A 22677-nucleotide genomic window follows, 5' to 3' on the forward strand; every position below is an offset into this window, starting at 1 on the left:
TCCTCAGGAAGTGGCAGGCGGCAAATGCTTCATCATTTTGATCGCGCGGATAACAATCCACCGGCGCCAGTTGCCGGAACCAGCCAATATCAGGAGGGCTTTATGCGCAAGCCAGAACTTGCTGCGGCCATTGCCGAGCGTGCGGATCTTTCCAAGGACAAGGCCAGCCAGGTGCTCAACGTCATTCTCGACGAGATCACCGGCAGCGTTTCCCAGGGTCAGGATGTATCACTGATCGGTTTCGGTACCTTCACCGTTCGCGAGCGTGCCGCCCGCACCGGGAAGAACCCGCAAACTGGCCAGCCTCTGGCCATTCCGGCCAGCAAGACGGTGGCCTTCAAGCCGGGCAAGGGGCTCAAGGATGCCGTCGGCAAGAAATGAAATAATGCCGACACGGGTCTTCCGTGGCGCGGCCTGCCGACCCAGCAGGCCGCGACGTTTCATCCTCTCTTGATCGAATCGGACTCGACATGAAGCTGCGACTGATGCTGTGGCTGCTGGGGTTGCTGCTCAAACGCGCCCTGCGCCGCAAGCCACGTTTTCGTCAGATACTGACCGAGATGCGGGGCCTCGACTGGGGCATCGCAACCGAGGATCTCTCCATTGCACGCCACTATCGCATGTCGCCTCATGGCATCAGGAGTGGCAGCGCGCTCCCCGTGGACCTGGACCTCGAGCTGCGTTTCGAGGACGAGGCCGCGGCCCTGAAAGTGCTTCGCAAGCCGACTCAGCAGGCCTTTCTCGAAGGCATGATGGCCGGCAAGGTGCGTCTGGTCGGCGATTCCGGCGACCTGACCCGGCTGCAGAAGCTACTGAAACATCTTTGATCCGGGGCGGCGACAGCTCTCCTCGCATGGTATGAAGCGACCTTGGACATCCCCCATCAGCGGCTGGTCTATTTTCGCGTTACCCTCGAATCGGGCTCGGTGCGGCAGGCCGCGGCACGCCTCGACATCGCGCCATCGGCGGTGAGCCGTCAGATCAGCCTGCTGGAGGATGCCCTGGGCGCCAAGCTGCTCGAGCGCCAGCGCAGTGGCATTCGGCCAACGCCGGAGGGCGAGATGCTGTTGGAGTACTGCGAACGGCGCGGCGCGCTGGACGAGAGCTTCATCGCCTCGCTGGAAGCCTATCAGCGTCTGGAGACCGGCACGGTTGCACTGGTGGCCGGTGAAGGTTTCGTCGGCGACCTGATCGCCAAGCCGCTGCGGGAATTCACCGAACGTCACACCGGTATCCAACTGGACATCCATCTGGCCGGTACCTCGGGCATCATCGATGCCGTCGTGACCGATCAGGCCCATATCGGCCTGATGTTTCACGAACGGACCCACCACCAATTGCGGTTCTGGACCTCCAGCCCGCAGCCGCTGATGGCGATTCTACCGCCGGATCACCCTCTGGCAGCCCAGCAGCAGCCCCTGACCCTGGTGCAGCTCAGCGCGGAACCCATGGCCATGTGGGATCCCAGCCATGGCGTGCGTCGGATGGTCGACCAGGCCTTTCAGCAGGCGCGAATCCACCCCCGCACCGCCATGAACACCAACTCCATGGCGATTCTCGCCCAGTACGTGCGCAGCGGAATGGGCATCACCCTGCTGCCGGCCTTTGCCGTGGCGCGTGACCTGGCCGAAGGGCGGCTGGTGGCGCGGGCGGTGGACGACCCCCTGTTCCAGCGTTCCCAGGCTCATATGGTGACGCGAGTGGGGCGCCAGCAGCCCAAGGCCAGCGTATTGTTGCTGCGCCACCTGGCTCGCTGGATGCAGGCATTTCGCTGCGGGACGCCGTTGCCTCCCGGCCAGGATCAGCCCACGCCGCTGCCGTAGCCGAATGCCACGCTGGCTTCGGGGGCGGTTTCCACCCATACGCTCCGGGGTACCGTGTACTCACGGAGACCCTCGAGGCCGCTGGAGCGGCCGAAGCCGCTGTCGCCAAAGCCGCCGAAGGGCGACATCACACTGATCGCCTTGTAGCCGTTGATCCATACCGTGCCGGCGCGCAGCTGTCCGGCGACGCGATGGGCGCGGGCCGGGTCGCGGGTCCATACCGCGCCGGCCAGGCCGAAGCGGGTTCCGTTGGCGAGCCGAACCGCATCGGCCTCGTCGTCGAAGGGCATCACCACCAGCACCGGGCCGAACACCTCCTCCCGGGCGATGCGCATCGCGGGGGTCACGTCGGCGAGCACCGTGGGCGAGAGGAAGTGGCCGCTGGCCTCCTCGGGCAGGGTTTCGGGGTGACTGCCACCGGTCAGCAGGCGCGCGCCGGCGGTTACGGCTTCCGCGATCATGCCGCTCACGCGGGCGAACTGGCGGGCATTCTGCAGCGGGCCCATGCGGGTTGCCTCGTCCCCGGGCAGGCCCACGGCAATGGAGGCGGCCGCCCGTGCCAGGCGTTCGGCCACCTCGTCGAAGACCTCGCGCTGCACCAGCAGCCGTGAGCCCGCCACGCAGCTCTGTCCGGCGGCGGCGAAGATCGCCGCCTGGGCGCCGGCCACGGCGTCATCCAGGCTGGCGTCGGCGAAGACGATGTTGGCCGACTTGCCGCCCAGCTCCAGCACGCTGGGTACCAGCCGGCGGGCGCCGGCTTCGGCAATGCGACGCCCGCTTTCCGGCGAGCCGACGAAGACCAGCTTGGCAATGCCCGTATGGTCGGTCAGCGCCGCGCCGGTACTGGGCCCCAGGCCGTTGACGACATTGATCAGCCCCTCGGGGAGCCCTCCCTGCTCCAGCAGCCGAGCCAGCGCCACCGACGAGAAGGGCGTCAGCTCGGAGGGCTTGAGCACCACGCCGTTGCCGGCGGCAATGGCCGGCGCCAGCTGCCAGCCGCAGGTGAACAGCGGTGCGTTCCAGGGCGTGATCTGTCCCACCACGCCGTAGGGCACGTGATGCACGTAGTTGAGGTGCGTGGTCGGCACCGGAATCACTTCGCCATGCTGCTTGTCGCACCAGCCGGCGTAATACTCGAACATCTCGCGCACCTTGCCCACTTCGGCACGGCAGTCGCGAATCGGTTTGCCGGCGACCAGGCTCTCGAGCTCGGCCAGGGCCTCCTCGTGGCCCTCTAGCGCCCGTATCGCGCGGTTCATGCGGCGGCCGCGCTCGCTGGCCGTCAGCGTCATCCACTCCCGCTGGCCCTTTTCCGCCGCCTGTACCGCCTGTTCGACCCTCTCGGCACCGGCATCGGCATAGCGCACCAGGGGGTTACCGGTGACGGGGCTGTCGAGGGTGACGGCCTCTCCGCTGCCGGCGGTCAGGCAGCCGCCGATCCAGTTGGTCAGCGGGGCGTCGAGGCTACCCATCTCGAAGCGATGGAGCAGGGCGTCGAGGTGTTCCCGGGCACGTCGATCAAGCGAGTTCATGGCGTCGGCTCCTCTGTCGTGGTGGCCTGCAGGACGGGGGTGACGATACGGTTGAAGTCCTCGCCGTCGGCAATGGCGTCGCGGCTCTGCTGCCAGGCCCGGGCCACCTGCGCCAGCAGCGGCAGCGACAGGCCGAGAGCCTTGGCGGCGGCCTGGGCCTGGCCGAGGTCCTTGCGCATCAGCCCCATGGTGAAGCCGGAGTCGAAGCGTTCGGAGAGTACCCACTCGGGGAAATTCACTTCGCTCACCGCGCTGCGGCCCGAGCCGCTATTGAGCCCGGCCAGGCAGGCGGAGGGATCGACGCCACCGCGGGCGGCCAGGGCCACTGCCTCGGCAGTGGTGATCAGGTGGGCGGCGCACAGGTAGTTGTTGGCCAGCTTGACCGTGTGGCCGCAGCCGGGGCCGCCGACGTGGGTGAATTTCGCCGACATGGCTTCCAGCATCGGCCGCAGGTGCTCCACGGTATCGGCGTCGCCGCCCAGCAGCATGCCGAGTGTGCCGCTGGCGGCGCCGCGGGGGCCACCACTGACCGGAGCGTCCAGCCACTTCAGGCCGGCAGCGGCCACCTTGGCGGCCAGTTCGCGGCTGACGGCGGGGTCGGAGGTGGAGGTATCGACGATCACGCTGCCGCTGGGGGCCAGGGAGAGCAGGCCGGGCGACGTCTCGATGACCTCGCGGACCTGGGCCGAGGTGGGTAGCGAGAGAAGGTAGACGTCGCTGGTGACGATGTCCCCGGGGGCCGTGGTCGGCACCCCCAGGTCGGCCAGCCGCCGCCGGGAATCGGCGCTGATGTCGCTGCCGGCGACGGAGAAGCCGGCCTGCTGCAGGGTCAGCGCCATGGCGCCCCCCATCTGTCCGAGGCCGATCACGGTAATGGAAAGAGACATTGCTTGGCTCCTTTTCAGGGCACAGGGGCATCCCCCGCCGACAGGCGGGAAGACGAGCCCGGACGGAATGAACCGGGATCAGCGCGTCAGCGACTGGACCAGGGTGACCCAATAGCGGGTGCCGATCGGCAACAGGGCATCGTTGAAGTCGTAGCGCGGGTTGTGCAGCGAGGCCGATTCGGTGCCGTTACCCAGCCAGATATAGGCCCCCGGCCGCTCCTGCAGCAGGAAGGCGAAATCCTCCGAGGCCATGCTGGCCGGCAGGTCGCGATGCACCCGGGTGATGCCGGGAGTGTCCCCGAGCGCCTTGGCACAGCGCTGGGCGTGGATTGGATCGTTGAGCGTCACCGGGTAGCGCCGGTGGTAGTCCAACTGGGCACGGAGGCCATGAAAGTCGGCCAGGCTGTCGATGGCCTGTCGAAGGCGCGCTTCCAACTGCTCCTTGAGCGCCATGTCGAAACAGCGCAGCGTGCCGCGCAGCTCGACCCTTTCCGGAATCACGTTATAGGTGTCACCGGCATGGAAGCTGGTGATGCTCAGCACCGCCGGCTGGTGTGCCGGCGCTTCACGGCTGATCAGCGCCTGCAACTGGGTGATCATCTGACAGGTGGCCAGCAGGGTGTCGGTGCCAAGGTGCGGCATCGCCGCGTGGCAGCCCTTGCCGGCCAGGGTCAGCGAGAAGATATCGAAGGCGGCCATGACCGGGCCGTCGTGCACCGCGGCTTCGCCCACCGGCAGCCCCGGCCAGTTATGGAGGCCGTAAACGGCCTCCATCGGGAAACGCTCGAACAATCCTTCCTCGACCATGACTCGTCCACCGCCCTCGTTCTCCTCCGCCGGCTGGAAGATGAACACCACCCGGCCGCGGAAGTCGGGGTCCCGGGAGAGGGCCCGGGCCGCACCCAGCAGCACGGTGGTATGGCCGTCGTGGCCGCAGGCATGCATCTTGCCGGCGGACGTGGAGGCATGGGCGAAGCCATTCTCCTCGGTGACGTGCAGGGCATCCATATCGGCCCTCAGGCCGATGCTCGGGCCGGCCCCCAGGCGGCCTTCCAGTACGCCTACCACACCGGTGCCGGCGATGCCGGCCGTGACCTCGAGGCCCCAATCGGTCAGCAGGGCGGCGACACGTTCACTGGTGCGGAACTCCTCGAAGGCCGTCTCGGGGTGGCGGTGAAAGTCATGCCGCCAGGCCTGGAGTTCTTCCAGTGTCGGCAGGCTGTTGTCGTCCATGAAGGCAGCTCCTTACAGGATCAGGTGGGCGATGACGGCCGAGCCGACGAAGGTGCCGGTGAACACCAGCAGTGAGATGATCACCAGCTTCCAGCCGGTCTGCCTGAACATCTGGAACTCGCGGCCCGTCAGTGCCAGGCCTGCGTAGGCCAGTACCGGTGTCACCACGGCCAGGAAGTCCACGTGGGAAAGGCGTTCGACGATCCAGGCGTTGCCCGGGAAGAAAGGGAGCGTCATCAGGATGCTGATCAGCGACACCCAGGCCACGCTGGGCAGATAGAAGGGCGAGAGACGGCCGATCACCAGGCCGATCATCACCATCACGTAGAGGATGATCATGCCGGGCAGGGCCTGGTGCAGCGGCGAGCCGTTGACCATGTTGGCGATCCAGGCGGCCAGGCAGACCATACCGAGCAACAGGGCGGTCTTGCCGAGCTGATTCTCGGGGCGAAGCTCCTGGAGCTGGTCGGTGTCGAAGAGGGGTTCCGGTGCAGCGGTATCAGAGGGTTTCATGGCGAGCCTCCTTCAGGGCAGCGCCGCCCAGACGCTTGTAGAGCCATTCGGCAACCGGCAGGGCGATGAACAGAGAGACGTAGAGGCCGGTGGCGTAGGTCAGCAGGTTGCTGGCGCCGGAGAAGGCCAGCAGTTCGTCACGCATGTGGGGCACGGCTTCCACCAGGGCGCCGGAACAGGCGGCTACCATGCTGCCGCTGCCGACCCCGCAGGCCATGGCCAGGGCACGTACGTCGATGATATCCAGGGAGGCGATATAGCCTGCCATCAGTGCAAAATAGAGCGTGCCGAACATGGTGCCGACCACGTAGACGCCCATGATGCCGATCCCTTCCGGGCTGCGCAGGCCGTACCTGTCGGAAATGATGGCGATGTTGGGCTCGCGGGCGATGGAGTAGGTGGCACCGATGGCTTCGCGCCCCATGCGCAGGACCAGCACGGCGACAGGCAGGGCCAGCAGCATGGTGCCGAGGTTGCCCAGCTCCTGCAGGATCAGCGCCGGACCGGCAGCGATGATCTGTTCGATGGCCGGGCCGATGGTGGAGCCGAACTTGGCAATGAAGGGGAGGATGGAGATCAGGATCAGCGGCCCGGCGGCATTGCTCACCCGCTTGGGGATCACCTTGTCCATGCCCGAGAACAGATGAGGGTTGAGCAGCACGCCGATGACGAAGGCGTAGAACAGGGGTAGCAGCAGCAGGACGCCGGGACCCAGCGGAAAGCGCAGGATGCCGATCCATTCGGCCACCAGTGACGCCAGTATCACCGTCAGGTGTAGCCGCCAGTTCAGCAGCAGTTTCATGTCCATAAGGGTTGTCCTTGTTGGTGGTATGGGACACTCTTGAGTATCGGAAAGGGTGACGTACTAATAGTAGAGGCGTGGTGTGCGAATCATTCGAACATGGGTCGTGAAACGAATTACTGGACGTCGAGAGAACGTTGAGGGGTGAAGCAGGAGAATGCGGCGCACTGAGTTATACTAAAGTCTAATGCCGTAGGATCATCTGGAATGCCGACGTCACTTTCCCTATCGCTGCGGCGCCTGTGGACGCTCGACAAGTTTGCCTATAGCCTGCGGGTCTTCCTGGCCTTCAGCGGGGCGTTGTCGTTGAGCTGGACGCTGGGCGAGATCGCGTTGGTCATCCCGTTGTTCCTGGGCATCATCTCCAGCGCCCTGTCGGAGACCGACGACAGCTGGCAGGGGCGCCTGCAGGCGCTGCTGGTGACTCTGGCCTGCTTTGCCGTGGCCTCGCTCAGCGTGCAGTGGCTCTACCCTTGGCCGTGGCTGTTCGCCGCCGGCCTGGGTGGGGCCACCTTCGTATTGATCATGCTCGGCGCCATCGGCCAGCGCTATGCCACCATCGCCTCGGGCACGCTGATCCTGTCGATCTACTCGATGATCAATATCGAGCATCATGGCGGTGTACCCGACGTGAGGCCCTGGGAACAGCCGCTGCTGCTCCTGGCCGGGGCGGCCTGGTATGGGCTGATCTCGGTGATCTGGTGCGCGCTGTTCTCGCGCCAGCCGGTCAAGCAGAGCATGGCGCGGGTCTACAAGACGCTGGGCGAATACCTGATGCTCAAGTCGGCGCTGTTCGAGCCGCTGCGCGAGATCGACACCAAGGCGCGGCGGCTGGCGTTGGCGCGCCAGAACGGCAAGGTGGTCGAGGCGCTCAACCAGGCCAAGGAGATGATCTTTCGGCGCCTCGAGGGCCAGCGCGGTGACCGCAAACTGAACCGCTACCTGCGTATCTATTTCATCGCCCAGGACATTCACGAGCGGGCCAGCTCGACCCACTACCCCTATGCCGCCCTGACCGAGGCGTTCTTCCACCACGATGTGCTATTTCGCTGCCAGCGGTTGCTCGATCAGCAGGGACTGGCCTGTCGGCGACTGGCCAAGGCGCTGCTGCTCAATCGCCCCTTCGATCATCGCCAGAGCGAGCAGGCATTGGAGGATCTGCGCGCCTCGATCGACAACCTGCGGGCCATGCGCAATCCCGAGTGGCGCAAGCTGCTTCACCCGCTCGAGGCGCTGGCCGACAACCTCACGACCCTCGAAGCGCAGCTGTCCAGCGCCCACACGCCGGACGCCGCTGAGCCACGCCGCGACTCCAGCCTGTTCGACCGCTCGCCGAGCAGCCTCAAGGACGCTTGGGAGCGCATCCGCCTCAACCTGACACTGGGGTCGCCGACCTTTCGCCACGCCCTGCGCCTGCCGCTGGCACTGCTTGCCGGCTATGGCTTGCTGCAGTGGCTCGACCCCGAGCAGGGCTTCTGGATTCTGCTCACCACACTGTTCGTCTGTCGACCCAACTTCGCCACCACGCGTCGCTTCCTGACCCAACGAATCGTGGGCACGGTAATCGGTCTGGTGGTCGGCTGGGCGTCGATCACCCTGTTTCCGCAGCCGCTGGTACAGAGTCTGATCGCGGTGGTCGCCGGGGTGGCGTTCTTCGCCAACCGCGAAAAGCACTACGTGATTGCCACGGCCGCGATCACCCTGCTGGTGTTGTGCAGCTTCAATCAGGTCGGCGACGGCTTCGACCTGATCTGGCCGCGGCTGTTCGATACCCTGATCGGCGCGTTGATTGCCGGGCTGGCGGTGTTCTTCATCCTGCCCGATTGGCAGGGGCGGCGCCTGCATCGCGAGGCGGCCAAGGTGCTGACCAACAGCCGCGGCTATCTCGACGAGATCATCCATCAGTACGAGGCTGGCAAGCAGGACGACCTGGCCTACCGGTTGGCGCGGCGCAACGCCCACAATGCCGATGCCGCGCTGTCGACGGTGCTGACCAACATGCTGCACGAGCCGGGTCACTACCGTAAGGCGGAAGCCGACGATGGCCTGCGCTTCCTGGTGCTGTCTCACACCCTGCTCAGCCACCTCTCGGCGCTGGGGGCCCATCGTCACCACCTGGCCGACGACGAGGACGATGCCGCCCTGGTGCCGGTGGCGCGACAGATCGGCGCTACGCTGGGCGAGATCGCCGAGGCGTTGGACGCTCGCCGGCCGCTGAGGTCATTGGAGGCCGATGTGGAGGCACTGCTGACGAGGCTCGAGACACCAGCCGCTGCCGAGGACGATGGCCTGGCGCTGGTACCCTATCGACCAATCCAGAGCCAGCTGCGTCTGATTGGCCAGCAACTGGCGCCCCTCGCCGAGGCCGCCAACCGGCTGGTGGTGCCGCGCAACGGGCGGGAAGAAGCGGTATTCGCCCCCTGAGCTGGGCCAGGATATTGCCTGCCTGGGCAACCCCGCGGTCGCGAGCTAAAGCTGGCTCCGACAGCTGTTTTTTCTACCCTGTTGGGCGCCCGGTTCGACGCTTCGACTCTGCGTTGCGAACTGCTTTTTCCACCCTGTTGGAGCGCTGCTCCGCATCGCGACTGGCGCCGCAGGCGCCTCGGCGGAAGCTGCCGTCGTGGCGATGATCACTTGCCCGGGCAACCCCGCGGTCGCGAGCTGACGCTGGCACCGACAATCCGTTTTTTTGCGGCGGGCGGCCGTGCGGTCCAGCGCTTCATTCTTGCCTCTCACACCTGCCCGTAGCGGCCCGCCTGCTCGCCCAGCCAGCGGCGGATCAGCGGTTGGCTGGCCTCGGGGTGGGTGGCGAGCAGCGCCTCGGCCAGCGGCGAGACCCGCTCCAGCAGGTCGGCGTCGCGCTCGAGGTCGGCGATCTTCATCTGGGCCAGGCCGGTCTGGCGGGTGCCCAGCACTTCACCGGGGCCGCGCAGCTCCAGATCCTTCTCGGCGATGCGGAAACCGTCGGTTGTCTCGCGCATCACCGCCAGTCGCTCCCGGGAGTGGGCCGACAGCGGGCCGTGGTAGAGCAGCACGCAGAAGCTCTCGGTGGAACCCCGCCCGACTCGACCGCGCAGCTGATGCAGCTGGGAGAGCCCCAGCCGCTCCGGGTTCTCGATGATCATCAGGCTGGCGTTGGGTACGTCGACCCCTACCTCGATCACCGTGGTGGCCACCAGCAGGTCCAGTTCGCCGGTCTTGAAGGCGTCCATCACCGCGGCCTTCTCGCTGGCCTTCATGCGCCCGTGGACCAGACCGATGGCCAGTTCCGGCAGCGCCTCGGTGAGCTCGTCCCGGGTCGCCTCGGCGGCTTGGCACTGCAGCACCTCGGACTCCTCGATCAGCGTACAGACCCAGTAGGCCTGTCGCCCCTCGGCGCAGGCGTGACGAATGCGTGCCACCACCTCGGGGCGGCGATCGTCCGGTATCACCACGGTCTTCACCGGGGTGCGCCCCGGGGGCAGCTCGTCGATGACCGAGACGTCGAGATCGGCGTAGGCGCTCATGGCCAGGGTGCGGGGTATCGGCGTGGCGGTCATCACCAGTTGATGGGGCGTCAGGCCGCCGGCCTCGCCCTTCTCGCGCAGGGCCAGCCGCTGGTGGACGCCGAAGCGGTGTTGCTCGTCGACGATGGCCAGCCCCAGGCGCTGGAAGTGCACGTCACCCTGGAAGAGTGCGTGGGTGCCCACCACCATGCGTGCCCGGCCGTCGAGGATCGCTGCCTTGGTATCCAGGCGTGCCTTGCCCTTGAGCTTTCCCGAAAGCCATCCCACATCGATACCCAGGGGTTCGAACCAGGCGCGAAAGGTACGATGGTGCTGCTCGGCCAGAATCTCGGTGGGCGCCATCATGGCGGCCTGGCAGCCGCCGGCGATGGCGGACAGTGCCGCCATCGCCGCCACCACCGTCTTGCCCGAGCCCACGTCGCCCTGCACCAGGCGCAGCATGGGCACTTCACGTGCCAGGTCGGCGCCGATCTCGTCGAGCACACGGCGCTGCGCGCCGGTCAGGGAGAAGGGCAGCTGGGTAAGGAAGCGCGCCTGCAGGCTGCGGCCGCTGGGCAGACGTGGCGCGCCGTCCTCCTGGATGCGCAGGCGCACCTCGCGCAGGCTGAGCTGGTGGGCCAGCAGTTCCTCCAGGGCCAGGCGTCGGCTTGCCGGATGACGGCCGCCGGCCAACTGCTCGGGGTCCGCTTCCGGCGGGGGCTGGTGCAGCACCTTCAGACAGTGGTGCAGCTCCGGCAGGCCGAAGCGTTCGCGCAGCGACTCGGGTATCCAGTCGGGCAGCGCATCGGGCGCGGCGTCGAGTCGCGCCAGGGCCTGCTCGATCAAGGCCCGCAGCCGTGTCTGATTGAGCCCCTCGGTGGTGGGGTAGATCGGCGTGAGATGATCTTCCACCGGGGGAACGTCTGCGCTCAACAGACGATACTCGGGATGGTAGATCTCCAGGCCGGTAGCGCCTGCCCGTGCCTCGCCAAAGCATCGAACCCGGGTGCCGGGAAGAAACTGCTGCTGTTGAGCCGGTGAAAAGTGAAAGAACCGCAGGCTGAGGATGCCCGAGCCATCTCGAAGCCGTACCAGCAGGCTGCGCCGCCGGCCGCGGACCACCTCGCTGGCCACCACCTCCCCTTCCACCACGGCCTCGTGTCCGGCACGCAGGGTGCCGACGGGTGTGATGCGGGTACGATCCTGGTAGCGCAGCGGCAGGTGGAAGAGCAGGTCGGCCACGCTTTCCACGCGCAGCCGGGCCAGTTTCAGCACCAGCGCTTCCCCGACTCCCTTCAGGGAGCTGACCGGCGCGTCAAGAGCGTTTATGTCAGCGCTCATGCCGGCTCGGGAAGTGGCTCATGACACTTTTTGATGGCGTTGGTCACGGCGTCGATGGCGCGTGGGCGGGGGAAACTGGCTCGCCAGGCAATGGCCACGGTACGCGAGGGAGCCGGTTCGCCGAAGGGTCGGCTGGTGAGCAGGCCGGTTTCGTAGTGGACCGTGCCAATGGCCGAGCGGGGCAGTACCGTGATGCCGAGTTTCGAAGCCACCATATGACGGATGGTTTCCAGCGAGCCCCCCTCGGCCGTGAGCGTATTGTGGGGGCTGTTGAGCTTGTGGCTGATGGCAGGGCAGGCCTCGAGAATCTGGTCCCGGAAGCAATGCCCTTCGCCGAGCAGCAACAGGCGCTCGTCGAGCAGGTCCTCCTTGTCGATGTGGTCACGCTTCGCCCAGGCGTGATCGGCGGGGATCAAGACCTCGAACGCTTCGTCGTAGAGCGGCTTGGTGACCACATCGGTCTCGGTGAAGGGCAGGGCAATGATAATGGCATCGAGCTCGCCGCTTCTCAGCTTGCGCCGCAGGTTGGCGGTGAAGCCCTCCTCGATGTAGAGCGGCATCTGGGGGGCGCTGCGGGCCAGGGCGGGCACCAGGTGGGGGAACAGGTAGGGGCCGATGGTGTAGATGGCGCCGATGCGCAGGGGACTGGCCAGCTGATCCTTGCCGGCGTTGGCCAGTTCCTTGATCACGCTGCTCTGCTCCAGCACGCGCTGGGCCTGCTCGACGATCTTCTCGCCCATGGGCGTTACCTGAACGGTGGACTTGGAGCGCTCGAACAGCGCGACACCCAGTTCCTCCTCGAGCTTCTTCACCGCCACGGACAGCGTCGGCTGGGAGACGAAGCAGCGCTCGGCGGCACGTCCGAAATGACGTTCCTGGGCCAAGGTTACGATGTAGCGAAGTTCTGTTAGAGTCATGGTGGTGCCCTTCGGGCATCCTCTCGGACGATAGATGTGGGTTTTTCCAATAGGGACTTTTTATCAGGGGGCGAGAGAAAGGTGAAGAAGACAACACTGATTCTAGGTTGTGGCGACATCGGCATGGTGCTGGCTCGTGAGCTCATGGCAGCCGGCCATCGCGTCATCGGTGCGCGGCGCAGCGTGTCGGCACTCGAAGGCAGCGGCATCGAGCCATTGCTGCTGGACCTCAGCGATGAGGCGGCCCTGGAAAAGCTGCCTGACGCCGATTTCGTAGTCTACACCCCCAGCGCCGACCGCTTCGAGGAAGCGGCCTACCGGGCTGCTTACCTGGATGGCCTCAAGGCCGTACTGAGCCTCTACGAAGGCCGCAAAAGCGCGCCGCAGCGTATCCTTTTCGTCTCGTCCACCAGCGTATACGGCCAGAAGGAAGGCGAGCTGGTCGACGAAGAAAGCCTGGCCGAAGCCGCGGGTTTCTCTGGGGTATTGATGCGCGAAGCCGAGCAGGCACTGCATGATAGCCCGATCCCCGGAACCGCGGTGCGTTTTTCCGGCATCTATGGCCCCGGTCGCGATCGCCTGATCCGCCAGGTCCTGGAGGGGCGTATCGCACCCACGGCGCCTCCCATGTACTCCAACCGTATCCATCGTGACGACTGCGCGGGTGTACTGGCTCATCTGATCGCCCGGAGTGAAGCGGGCCAGCCGCTGGAGACCCTCTATCTGGCCAGCGACTGTGCCCCCGAACCTCTCTACGACGTCATGTCCTGGATGGCGAAGCGGCTCAAGGTGGAGCCTACCGAAGTGATTCAGGCGCCGCTGCGCAAGCGGGCCAGCAAGCGTTGCGACAACACCCGCCTGCTGGAAACCGGCTATACGTTCCGCTACCCCAGCTACCGTGACGGCTACACCCAGGTCATGAAGGAGGGCGGCTTCCTGCCCGAGCCGGTCTGACGCTTTCCAGAAGGTATTACAGCGCCCAGCGATAGCCGAGGCTCAGTATTTCGAAGCCATCGTTGGGCCGCTTGATGCCGCCGTTGGAGTAATGGGTCAGGCTGAGGGTCAGCTCTCCGTTGCCTGCCGGCAGACCCAGTGCGAGGCGATCCTGGAACTGGAAAGCGGTGGAAAGCTGCCGGTCCTCGACCCGGGTATTCAGGAAAAGGGCGGCGCCGATATTCCCCTCGACGAAGACCTGCCGGGCATGGGCGAACGTCCAGCGTAGTGCCGGGGTGAGCAGCCAGGCGGCGTTGCCGTCTTCCTCCCCACTGGAGAGAAGCAACAGGCCGGTTCCCAGGCGCAGGTCGAGCTGGGGGTGGACGCGTTCGAGCCCGATGACCCTATCCACCTCGATGCGCAGGGCGGCGGTGGATTCGCTGGTGGCGCCGGCAGCCAGATAGATATCGGCCATGCTCGGAAAGCTGGCCGTCAGCCCCGCCAGGGCAACGACGCCGGCCATGATGGTTGTCTTCAATATTCCAGGCTCTCTAGTTGCCGGGGCACGATCGCCTGCGGCCTGGCCATCAGGCTCCGCCTGATCGCGCCAGTGTGGTATAGCGGGCGGCACCGCTGCCATCCATGATGGATTGGATCAGCTCCAGCTTATTATAAGGCCACGCAAGATCGATGTCCGGTAAATCGAACGTTGCCAGTGAGTCGGCGCGGCGCAGCAGGGTGACGTGTGGCACGAAGCGCGCAGGGCGCCCAGGAAAGCCGCGGGCCTCGAGTCCATCCCATAGCGTGCGCTGGAGCGTCTCGAGCGGTGGGGCGGGGCGCTGGCTACCGATCCAGACGATACGGGGCCGCTGAAAACAGCTCCAGCTGTCGAGTCGCCAGCGCCCGGGTGCAACGCCCAGCGTGCTGACCCATTCGGCCAGCTCCACCGCACGCTTCTCGTCCACCTCGCCGAGGAAGGCCAGCGTCAGATGCAGCCTGTCGTCCGGCATGCGCCGTCCGCCGCAGCGGGCATGGGCGATATCGGCCAGCTCACCGAGCCGCGTACGCAGCTCGGGCGGCGGCACCAGCGCTAGAAACAGCCTCATATAAGTGCCTGAATCAATCGCCGATGACCATGACCGCTTCCGCCTCGACCTGGCTTCCCTTGGGCAGCGCCTTCACCCCAACCGCGGCACGAGCCGGGAAGGGAGCGGTGAAGAACTCCTCCATCACCCTGTTGACGATGGCGAAGTTGTCCAGGTCCACCAGGTAGAGGTTGATCTTGACGATTTCGCCGAGGGAGCCGGCCGCTTCGTCGCAGACGGCCTTCAGGTTGGAGAATACCTGCCGGGCCTGGGCTTCGAAGTCGTCGGAGACCAGCTCCATGGTGGCCGGGTCCAGGGGAATCTGGCCCGACAGGTAGACGGTGTTGCCGGCCTTGATGGCCTGGGAATAAGGGCCGATGGCGGCGGGTGCCTTGTCGGTATTGATGACTGCCTTGTTGCTCATGGATGGCTCCTTGTTGGGACGACCGAAACCGGTGTGGTCAACGAACACTGCCTGCCCGCCGCATCTGGCGGCGGACGGGCGGTAGTGGGATCAATTGCCGACGCGACTGATCTTGCCGACGTGTGAAAGATTGCGGATACGCTTGATGATGCGGGCCAGATGTACGCGGTCGCGGACCGCCAGTGTCAGATGGACGATGGATAGCCTGGCATCGCGCTCCTCGATCCCGATTCGCTCGATGTTGGCATCGGCGTCGGTGACCAGGCTGGCCAACTCGGCCACCAGGCCGCGGCGGCTCTCGATCTCGATGCGCAGCGCGACGGGGAAGTCCTCGTCGATCTCATTGGACCACTCCAGGCCGAACAGTTTGTCGGGATCGCCTTTCAGCTCATCGAGATTGCGGCATTCGGTACGGTGCACCACGATGCCCTTGCCCACCGAGAGGTGTCCCACCACCGGATCGCCGGGCAGCGGATGGCAACAGCGGGCGAAGTTGATCACCATGCCCTCGGCACCGCTGATCATGATGGGGCCATGGGGCTGGACGGGGCGTTGGCCGGCATTGTCGCCATCACCGTGAAGGGCATCGATCAGGCGCCGGGCCACCACATAGGCGACTCGCGTGCCCAGTCCAATGGATTCCAGCAGGGCATCCTCATGCTTCAGCGATAGTTCGGCCAGGACATCAGGTAATACATGCTCGGGCAGCTCTTCCAGGCTCGTCTCGAAGTCGGCCAGCGCCTTGTTGAGGAGGCGGCGGCCCAGTTGCACGGCTTCGGTATGCTGCTGGTGCTTGAGCGCATGGCGTATCGCCGAGCGCGCCTTGGCGGTGACGACGAAGTTGAGCCAGGCCAGGTTGGGCTTCGCGCCGGGTGCGGTAATGATCTCCAGGGTCTGGCCGCTCTCGAGTCGGGTGGAGAGCGGTGCCAGATGGCGGTCGATACGACAGGCGATGCAGTTGTTGCCGATATCGGTATGTACCGTGTAGGCGAAGTCGATGACCGTGGCGCCCTGGGGCAGCTCCATGATATCGCCGCGTGGCGTGAACACGTAGATATCGTCGGGGAACAGGTCGTTCTTGACGTGCTCGATGAATTCCAGCGAATCGCCGGCATGGCGCTGCATCTCCAGCAGCCCCTTGACCCACTCCCGGGCGCGGGCGTGGCTGCCCTCGGCGATGGGGTGGTCGGTCTGGCCCGCCTTGTAGAGCCAGTGGGCGGCGATGCCGTTGTTGGCCATGGCTTCCATCTCGCGGGTACGGATCTGTACCTCGATGGGCATGCCGCCGCTGCCGAACAGCGTGGTATGCAGGCTCTGGTAGCCGTTGGCCTTGGGTATGGCGATATAGTCCTTGAACCGTCCCGGTACCGGCTTGTAGAGGTTATGGACCATCCCCAGGATACGGTAGCAGCTGTCGACGTCTTCGGTGATGATGCGAAAACCGAAGACATCCATGATCTCGGCGAACGGCTTGCGCTGGTCGCGCATCTTCTTGTAGATCGACAGCAGGTGCTTCTGACGGCCGATCACGGTGCCCGCAAGCCGTTCGTCGTCGAGGCTCTTCTGCAGGGTGTTCTGGATCTGCCTGATCGCCGAGCGGCGATGGCCACGGGCACTGGAGACGGCACGCTTGATGCGCTCGGAACGCATCGGGTGCAAAGCCTGGAAGGAGAGGTCCTCGAGCTCCACCCGGATGGTATTGATGCCCAGCCGGCTGGCGATGCGGGCATAGATCTCGAGGGTTTCACGGGCGATTCGACGCTTCTTCTCGGGGCGCAGGGCACCCAGAGTGCGCATGTTGTGCAGGCGGTCGGCGAGCTTGACGATGATGACCCGGATATCGCGGGACATCGCCAATACCATCTTCTGGAAGTTCTCGGCCTGGGCGACCGCCTTGTCCTCGAAGGTGATCTGGGTCAGCTTGGAAACCCCATCGACCAGTTCCGCCACCGGCTTGCCGAACTGTTCGGCGAGGGCCTCCTTGGTGACGCCGGTGTCCTCGATGACATCGTGCAGCATCGCGGACATCAGGCTCTGATGATCCATGTGCATGTTGGCGAGGATATTGGCGACTGCCAGCGGGTGGGTCACATAGGGCTCACCCGAGCGTCGCTGCTGGCCATCATGGGCCTGTTCGGCATAGTAGAAGGCGCGCTTGACCTGCTGGATCTCGTCGGGGGGAAGATAGCCGCCGAGTCGGTCGGCCAGGTCGTCGATGGTGAACATGAGCGCGCCTCGAGTCTCGCCTTACTCCTCGATGGCGATGCCCGGCTCGCCTTCGTGGCGAATTCTGACCGGCGCCTCGATCGGCTCGTCCAGTACGCTCTTGTCGACCAGGCCGGCAGCGATCTCGCGCAGGGCCATGACGGTGGGCTTGTCGTTTTCCCAGGGCAGCAGGGCATCGCGGGAGCCGCGGGCCAGTTGACGAGCGCGCTGGGTGGAAATCATCACCAGCTTGAAGCGATTTTCGACGTTTTCCAGACAATCTTCGACGGTGACACGCGCCATGTAGGTATTCCTGAAAGCTGTGAATGTCCCCGGCCGGAACCGGAAATCCGAAATGGAGCAGGACAGACTAGATTACTCGACGCCTGGCGCCTGTGACAAGAGCGCCGCCAACAGGGGGGCATGGCCCTTGCCTACCCGGTCCAGGCTGAGGCGACGGCTGATCACCAGCGATTGCAGCTCGCGCAGGGCGGTGGTGAAGTCGTCGTTGATCACCAGGTAATCGTATTCGTCGTAGTGCGACATCTCGCCAATGGCATCGCGCATGCGCCGGGCGATGGTGGCGTGTTCGTCGGTACCGCGGCTCGCCAGGCGGCGCTCCAGCTCGTCACGGGAGGGCGGCAGTATGAAGATCGAGACCGCATCCGGCATCTGCTGGCGTACCTGGCGGGCGCCCTGCCAGTCGATCTCGAGGATGACGTCCTGCCCCGCGTTGAGCATGGCCTCCACCGAAGGCCGTGAAGTGCCGTAGTAGTTGTCGAACACCCTGGCGTATTCGAAGAACTCGCCGCGCTCGATCATCGCCTCGAAGCTGGCCACCTCGACGAAGTGGTAGTTGACGCCATCCACTTCGCCGCGGCGCCGGGCGCGGGTGGTGTGCGACACCGAGACCTGAATGCCGTCGAGGCTCTCGATCAGCTCGCGTACCAGCGTGGTCTTGCCGGCGCCGGAGGGAGCGGAAATGATGAAAAGCGTACCTTGGGACATGGGCATGCGTCCGTGGTCTGCGGGAAAAGCGCGAAGTATCGCATAGATTGCCGGGTGGCCTGTAGCGTCGGCTCCATCACTCGATGTTCTGCTGATCGAGTGATTTTAAAATATCAATGATAACAGCGTGTTATGGCGCCTGCCTGGCAGCGGGTGGAAGAGCCCCACTGTCATGAGGCGTATCAGGAGCAGCGCCATGGCGGGCCCGCCAATGGAGCCCTCAACACAGGAAGGAACATCACTTCCCCTCCCCTCCCCTCCGCCTGGCCTTTCCTTGTTGGTGACCAATCCATCAGAGATCGCGCCATACTGAGCCGAGAGGACTTTCCGTAATCCTCCGGAATTTTTTCATCCATGCCGATGGCCTCGGCGCTGGTACGCCGTGGCCACTCCCTGAACTGTCGGCCATGTCAATATCGCCACCACGCAGCGCTACGCCCACCTGGACCAGGGCAATCAAGCTCATGCGAGAACGGTTGTCGGCAAGCCGATGGCGAAGGCTCTGACGACTCTGGAGCTGAAGTGACCCCCTTCTGAGCTGTACAGGCTATCGTGCAGCCATCAGGAGGACAGGATGAGCGACGATAACCCCATCAAGCGATGGACCGCGAAGCGCAAGGCTGCCGTGGTCATGGACATCTTCAAGGGCAAGACCACGGTCGCTGAGGTGGCCCGCCAGTACGACCTCACCGTCTCCGAGGTCGGGCTGGATCGATGAGGCCCAACGCAGCATGGAGAACGGATTCAAGGCCCGCCCCAAGGACATCCGCGAACAGTACGAATCCGAGCTGCGGGAAACCAAGGAGGCGCTGGGCGAAGCCCACCTATAGATCTACGCACTAAAAACGTTTCGCCGCCTGCTCGACGAGGACGAGAACTCGTAACGTCGTTGCAGGCGGAGATGGCCCAGGAGGGCCATGTGGTATCGCTCGTCAAGCTGTGTCGGTGGCTGGGGCTTCCCCGGCGGACGTTGTATTACCGACCCAAGCCGCGCTGGAAGAAGCCCTGGTGCATCGATTCGAGTCGTTGGGCCAAGCCAGAGCGATCATCGGCCGCTGGATCCGGTACTACAACGAAGAGCGGCCACATCAGTCGCTGGGCTATGTGGCACCCCGAGCACACCCTGCATTAGCTGCGTAGGGTGTGCAGAAACCAGGGGGTCATTACACTGCTTTGAAGAAAAGCAATTGGTTATCGCACAATCACCAACAATCATTAGACATGATTCAACCGGGTGCTCATAGTTCTCACTGAAATCGTTTGGGAGGACAATAAAAATGACGCCATCTCTACCTTTCCGAAAGCTTTTCTTCGCGGCCCTAGCGCTCGGGCTTTCTACCATCGCCGAACCAATGATAGCCCTGGCCCAGGAAAAGCCCTCGGACTTTCCTCGCCGGCCGGTTAGCCTCGTGGTCATGTACCCAGCTGGTGGTGCCGTCGACGTGACAGCGCGCACGGTCGCTGACCTGACCGAGCAGCACAACGGTACGCAGTTCCGCGTCGAAAACCGGGTCGGCGGCGCCGGGATCGTCGGCCATACCTATCTTGCGAAGCAGGCGCAGGCCGATGGTTATACCATCGGGGTGATCGCTAACCCATTCATGTTCACCGACGTTCTGCTGCGCGATGCGAGCTTCGGAATCGATGAGTTCGAGCCCATTGCGACGATCAGCTTTGATCCGGTCATCTGGCTAGTTCGCAGCGAGTCCGATATTGGCGACAAGACGCTGCCCGAGATCGTGGAGCATGCTAAAGAGCACACGCTTCAAGTCGGCATGAATCCAAATTCGATGTTTCTGTTCGTCAGTGAATTTCTGGCCGAGCAGGAGGGGGTCGAGTTTAATTTCATTCCCTTTGATGGCGGGCGTCAGGGTGTGACTGCGCTGCTGGCCGGGGATGTGGATGCAACGGCGGCTTTCTTCAGTGAGGTCGAGCAATTCGTCCGCAACGGAGATCTGCGCGCGGTAGCGGTTACGGGAGATGAGCGTCATCCGGGTCTTCCTGACACTCCGACTTTCGCAGAATTGGACATTCCGATGGTCGGCCAGACTTGGGGAGCGACACGCTTCCTTGCCTTGCCGACCGGTGTTCCAGAGGATCGCAAGGCATGGCTTGCGAACGAGTTTCTTGCCACGCTCTCGACACCCGAGGCCACCGAGGCTTTTCAGGCGGCCAGTCTTCGCCTGACCCCTGCGGATGAAGCAGCGACCAAAGAGAGCTATGCACAAACCTTCGAGGAGTTGAGAGAGTTCCTCATTTCGAGCGGGCGCCTGTCTGAGTAAGATCCGAGTAAGACCCTGTCTGTCCGGCCCGCTGTGCTGACAGCGGGCCTCGTTCATCATGAATCCTGGGTGACTACATGTCCTATCGGATGTTGCCGCTGTTGCTGTTGGTGGTGCTGGCCTGCGTCGTGATCGCCGCGGTGCAGGATACGTCTAGTCTGATGAGCTATCCCGTCTTCATCACGGCAACGGCCTTCCTCCTGACAGGGCTGGCTGTACTGCCGACAATCCCTTGGCGGAGGCCTGCTCGGGCGGCATTGCCCGGAGCGGTCTTCGGTCGAACTGCAGGCGAGCGAAGGCGGATGGTGAGGATCATTGCCTTCTGCGCGGTCTGGTTGATTTATGTTGCTCTGCTCAACCGCTTGGGCTTCGTGCTTGCGAGTTCGCTTGCACTGGTAGCCTCGCTCTGGATCACCCTCGGAACGCTCAGGCCCATTGCCAGCGCTGGGGCAGTGGTTTTCGTGCTGGCACTGGCCATTCTGATAACGACAGTTCTATTCGTCCCCGTTCCTAAAGCTGGCGTCGACCACTGGATCGACGAGACCATCTTCACAGTGATGGAGAAGTGAGCATGATCGAAGGGCTCATCGCGGCGCTATCCCTGTCCAATATCGCGGCGGCGGTACTTGGGGTGTTTCTGGGCATCATCATTGGTGCCATCCCCGGCTTGACGGCGACATTCGGCATCGTCCTGCTGGTTCCTGTGACTTTCATCATGTCGACCGATCACGGCATGATCATGTTGGTGGGGATTTACGCCGGAGCGATCTATGGCGGCAGCATTTCGGCTATTCTGCTCAACATTCCCGGCACACCTGCCTCGATCATCAGCGGATGGGAAGGCTACGCCATGGCCAAGCGGGGCGAGGCGCCGCAGGCACTTGGGATTTCGGCCGTCGGCTCGGGGATCGGCGGAATGATCGCCGCCGTGGCATTGGTCTTCATGACGCCCGTGTTGGCACAACTCGCGTTGAGGTTCGGAGCGCCCGAATACGTCATGCTGGTGATCTTCAGCCTTGTCGTTGTCGTGGTCATGATGGAGACGCCGCTTCTGTCCAACCTGGCGTCGGTCTTCATCGGGCTAAGCATCGCGGCGATCGGGATCAGCCCGGTAGACGGAGCTGCACGAATGACTTTCGGGTTTTACAATCTCTACTCCGGGCTCGGCGTGGTGGCGGTGCTGATCGGCTTCTTCTGTCTGCCGCAAGCCCTGCAGTTGGCCATTGAGGCGATCCGGGGCGAAAATGCGGTCGGCGCAGGCAAGGTCGGTGCATCGAGCGTTGCCAAGGTCTGGAAGCGGGTCATTTACGATCGATGGCTGCTGCTACGCTCGTCCACGCTGGGGGTCGGGATCGGCGTCCTGCCTGCCATCGGGCCGGAATCCACCCCCTTCGTTGCCCATTCGCTGGAGCGCCGCATTTCTGCTCATCCCGAGGAGTTCGGCAAGGGCTCCCAGAGCGGACTGTTCGCGGCCGAGGCCTCGGCCTCGGCCAATATCGGGGGATCACTCATTCCGTTGCTATCGCTTGGCATTCCAGGAAGTGCGGCTGCGGCGGTGTTCATCGGTGCCCTGACGCTTCACGGGCTACAGCCCGGGCCGCTGCTCTTCACCGAGCAGCCAGGGCTGATGTATTCGTTCTTCACCGGCTATTTCGTGGTAAACCTGCTCGTGGTGGTGATGGGCTTCTTCTGTTCGCGCTATATGGCTGCTCTGCTGCGTCTGCCCAAGGCAATGATTGCGGCCTATGTCACGTTGTTCTCGTTCTTCGGTGCCTATGCGGTCAACAACTCGATGTTCGATATCTGGGTGATGATCGGCGCTCTGGTTCTGGTGATTGCGATGCGGGCGGCCACCATCCCGGTCATTCCTTCCGTGCTGGGGTTCATCCTGGGCGGCCTGCTCGAGACCAATATTGCGATTGCGATGGCTCGCTCGACCGAATTGTCCTATTACCTGCAGCGTCCGATCGCGCTTGGGCTCGCCATCATCTCGGTGACAATCGTGATATGGACGATCTGGCGACGGCTCCGTTCGGGACCCGGCGCCGTTTCCTCTACAGGAAACGGGAAAGGGTCCCTGCTGGAAACCGGGGATTGAGACCGGGTCCTTCGATCTTCTTTGCCGACATTCCTTCGTACGTCAAACCGGCCGCTCATCTCATGTGGGCGGCCGGTGGTTGGTGGTTCAGGTGGATGAAGGCCCCCAG

General features: G+C 64.3%; 23 protein-coding genes. 10 read left to right on the forward strand and 13 right to left on the reverse strand.

Features of this window, described 5'->3' with window-relative positions:
- Positions 1 to 102 precede the first annotated feature (102 nt).
- The 3 genes from C1H69_RS12935 (at position 103) to C1H69_RS12945 (ending at position 1823) form a co-directional block, all read left to right on the forward strand.
- On the forward strand, positions 103 to 381 hold the full coding sequence (locus C1H69_RS12935) for an HU family DNA-binding protein (RefSeq protein WP_102653816.1): 279 nt from the start codon (positions 103 to 105) through the stop codon (positions 379 to 381).
- Positions 382 to 470: 89 nt separating this feature from the next.
- Entirely contained in the window at positions 471 to 827 is a 357-nt protein-coding gene (locus tag C1H69_RS12940) for a hypothetical protein (protein WP_102653817.1), read from the forward strand.
- 42 nt (positions 828 to 869) lie between these two features.
- Positions 870 to 1823, forward strand: a complete 954-nt coding sequence (locus tag C1H69_RS12945) for a LysR family transcriptional regulator (protein WP_102653818.1) — start codon at positions 870 to 872, stop codon at positions 1821 to 1823.
- Here the strand turns inward: C1H69_RS12945 and C1H69_RS12950 are convergent.
- The 5 genes from C1H69_RS12950 to C1H69_RS12970 form a co-directional block, all read right to left on the reverse strand.
- Positions 1802 to 3355: an aldehyde dehydrogenase family protein gene (locus C1H69_RS12950; protein WP_102653819.1), complete on the reverse strand. Its 1554-nt coding sequence runs from the start codon at positions 3353 to 3355 to the stop codon at positions 1802 to 1804. The genes C1H69_RS12945 and C1H69_RS12950 overlap by 22 nt on opposite strands.
- Positions 3352 to 4242, reverse strand: a complete 891-nt coding sequence (locus tag C1H69_RS12955) for an NAD(P)-dependent oxidoreductase (protein WP_102653820.1) — start codon at positions 4240 to 4242, stop codon at positions 3352 to 3354. The genes C1H69_RS12950 and C1H69_RS12955 overlap by 4 nt, the downstream gene beginning before the upstream one ends.
- Before the next feature lie 78 nt (positions 4243 to 4320).
- Entirely contained in the window at positions 4321 to 5475 is a 1155-nt protein-coding gene (locus C1H69_RS12960; RefSeq protein ID WP_102653821.1) for a M20 aminoacylase family protein, read from the reverse strand.
- 12 nt (positions 5476 to 5487) lie between these two features.
- Positions 5488 to 5988, reverse strand: coding sequence for a hypothetical protein (locus tag C1H69_RS12965; protein ID WP_102653822.1), 501 nt, complete (start codon positions 5986 to 5988; stop codon positions 5488 to 5490).
- Positions 5975 to 6796 (reverse strand): DUF3100 domain-containing protein, encoded by an 822-nt coding sequence (locus C1H69_RS12970; protein WP_102653823.1) that lies wholly within the window; start codon positions 6794 to 6796, stop codon positions 5975 to 5977. Before C1H69_RS12970 ends, C1H69_RS12965 begins: the two co-directional genes overlap by 14 nt.
- 201 nt (positions 6797 to 6997) lie before the next feature.
- Here C1H69_RS12970 and yccS point away from each other — a divergent pair, with 201 nt between their 5' ends.
- Complete coding sequence (gene yccS / locus C1H69_RS12975) at positions 6998 to 9214, forward strand: YccS family putative transporter (RefSeq protein ID WP_102653824.1); 2217 nt, start codon at positions 6998 to 7000, stop codon at positions 9212 to 9214.
- Between the two features lie 308 nt (positions 9215 to 9522).
- Here the strand turns inward: yccS and recG are convergent, their stop codons facing one another.
- Positions 9523 to 11616, reverse strand: a complete 2094-nt coding sequence (gene recG, locus C1H69_RS12980) for an ATP-dependent DNA helicase RecG (RefSeq protein ID WP_422666900.1) — start codon at positions 11614 to 11616, stop codon at positions 9523 to 9525.
- Positions 11613 to 12533 (reverse strand): LysR substrate-binding domain-containing protein, encoded by a 921-nt coding sequence (locus tag C1H69_RS12985; protein ID WP_102653825.1) that lies wholly within the window; start codon positions 12531 to 12533, stop codon positions 11613 to 11615. Before C1H69_RS12985 ends, recG begins: the two co-directional genes overlap by 4 nt.
- Before the next feature lie 81 nt (positions 12534 to 12614).
- Here C1H69_RS12985 and C1H69_RS12990 point away from each other — a divergent pair, with 81 nt between their 5' ends.
- Positions 12615 to 13487, forward strand: coding sequence for an NAD-dependent epimerase/dehydratase family protein (locus tag C1H69_RS12990; RefSeq protein ID WP_102653826.1), 873 nt, complete (start codon positions 12615 to 12617; stop codon positions 13485 to 13487).
- Positions 13488 to 13503: 16 nt separating this feature from the next.
- Here C1H69_RS12990 and C1H69_RS12995 read toward each other — a convergent pair whose 3' ends face one another.
- The 6 genes from C1H69_RS12995 to gmk form a co-directional block, all read right to left on the reverse strand.
- Entirely contained in the window at positions 13504 to 13989 is a 486-nt protein-coding gene (locus C1H69_RS12995) for an acyloxyacyl hydrolase (RefSeq protein ID WP_102653827.1), read from the reverse strand.
- A 64-nt stretch (positions 13990 to 14053) separates the two neighbouring features.
- Positions 14054 to 14572, reverse strand: a complete 519-nt coding sequence (gene thpR, locus C1H69_RS13000; RefSeq protein ID WP_102653828.1) for an RNA 2',3'-cyclic phosphodiesterase — start codon at positions 14570 to 14572, stop codon at positions 14054 to 14056.
- Positions 14573 to 14585: 13 nt separating this feature from the next.
- Entirely contained in the window at positions 14586 to 14975 is a 390-nt protein-coding gene (locus tag C1H69_RS13005; protein ID WP_102653829.1) for a RidA family protein, read from the reverse strand.
- Positions 14976 to 15065: 90 nt separating this feature from the next.
- Positions 15066 to 17201, reverse strand: a complete 2136-nt coding sequence (locus C1H69_RS13010) for a RelA/SpoT family protein (RefSeq protein WP_102653830.1) — start codon at positions 17199 to 17201, stop codon at positions 15066 to 15068.
- Between the two features lie 21 nt (positions 17202 to 17222).
- A complete protein-coding gene (rpoZ, locus tag C1H69_RS13015) occupies positions 17223 to 17483 on the reverse strand; it encodes a DNA-directed RNA polymerase subunit omega (RefSeq protein ID WP_043517557.1) in 261 nt (86 codons plus the stop codon).
- A gap of 72 nt (positions 17484 to 17555) precedes the next feature.
- Positions 17556 to 18188: a guanylate kinase gene (gmk, locus tag C1H69_RS13020; RefSeq protein WP_102653831.1), complete on the reverse strand. Its 633-nt coding sequence runs from the start codon at positions 18186 to 18188 to the stop codon at positions 17556 to 17558.
- A gap of 574 nt (positions 18189 to 18762) precedes the next feature.
- Between gmk and C1H69_RS23845 the strand changes: the two genes are divergently transcribed.
- The 5 genes from C1H69_RS23845 (at position 18763) to C1H69_RS13045 (ending at position 22568) form a co-directional block, all read left to right on the forward strand.
- Positions 18763 to 18906, forward strand: coding sequence for a DUF1153 domain-containing protein (locus tag C1H69_RS23845; protein ID WP_205738480.1), 144 nt, complete (start codon positions 18763 to 18765; stop codon positions 18904 to 18906).
- 290 nt (positions 18907 to 19196) lie between these two features.
- Entirely contained in the window at positions 19197 to 19328 is a 132-nt protein-coding gene (locus tag C1H69_RS23595) for an integrase core domain-containing protein (RefSeq protein ID WP_165789474.1), read from the forward strand.
- A gap of 137 nt (positions 19329 to 19465) precedes the next feature.
- Positions 19466 to 20470, forward strand: a complete 1005-nt coding sequence (locus C1H69_RS13035) for a tripartite tricarboxylate transporter substrate binding protein (protein ID WP_102653832.1) — start codon at positions 19466 to 19468, stop codon at positions 20468 to 20470.
- Positions 20471 to 20547: 77 nt separating this feature from the next.
- Positions 20548 to 21039, forward strand: coding sequence for a hypothetical protein (locus C1H69_RS13040; RefSeq protein WP_133154973.1), 492 nt, complete (start codon positions 20548 to 20550; stop codon positions 21037 to 21039).
- Positions 21040 to 21041: 2 nt separating this feature from the next.
- Positions 21042 to 22568, forward strand: a complete 1527-nt coding sequence (locus C1H69_RS13045) for a tripartite tricarboxylate transporter permease (protein ID WP_102653834.1) — start codon at positions 21042 to 21044, stop codon at positions 22566 to 22568.
- Positions 22569 to 22677: the final 109 nt, after the last annotated feature.

This window comes from Billgrantia endophytica (assembly GCF_002879615.1).
Taxonomy (GTDB): Bacteria; Pseudomonadota; Gammaproteobacteria; order Pseudomonadales; family Halomonadaceae; genus Halomonas; species Halomonas endophytica.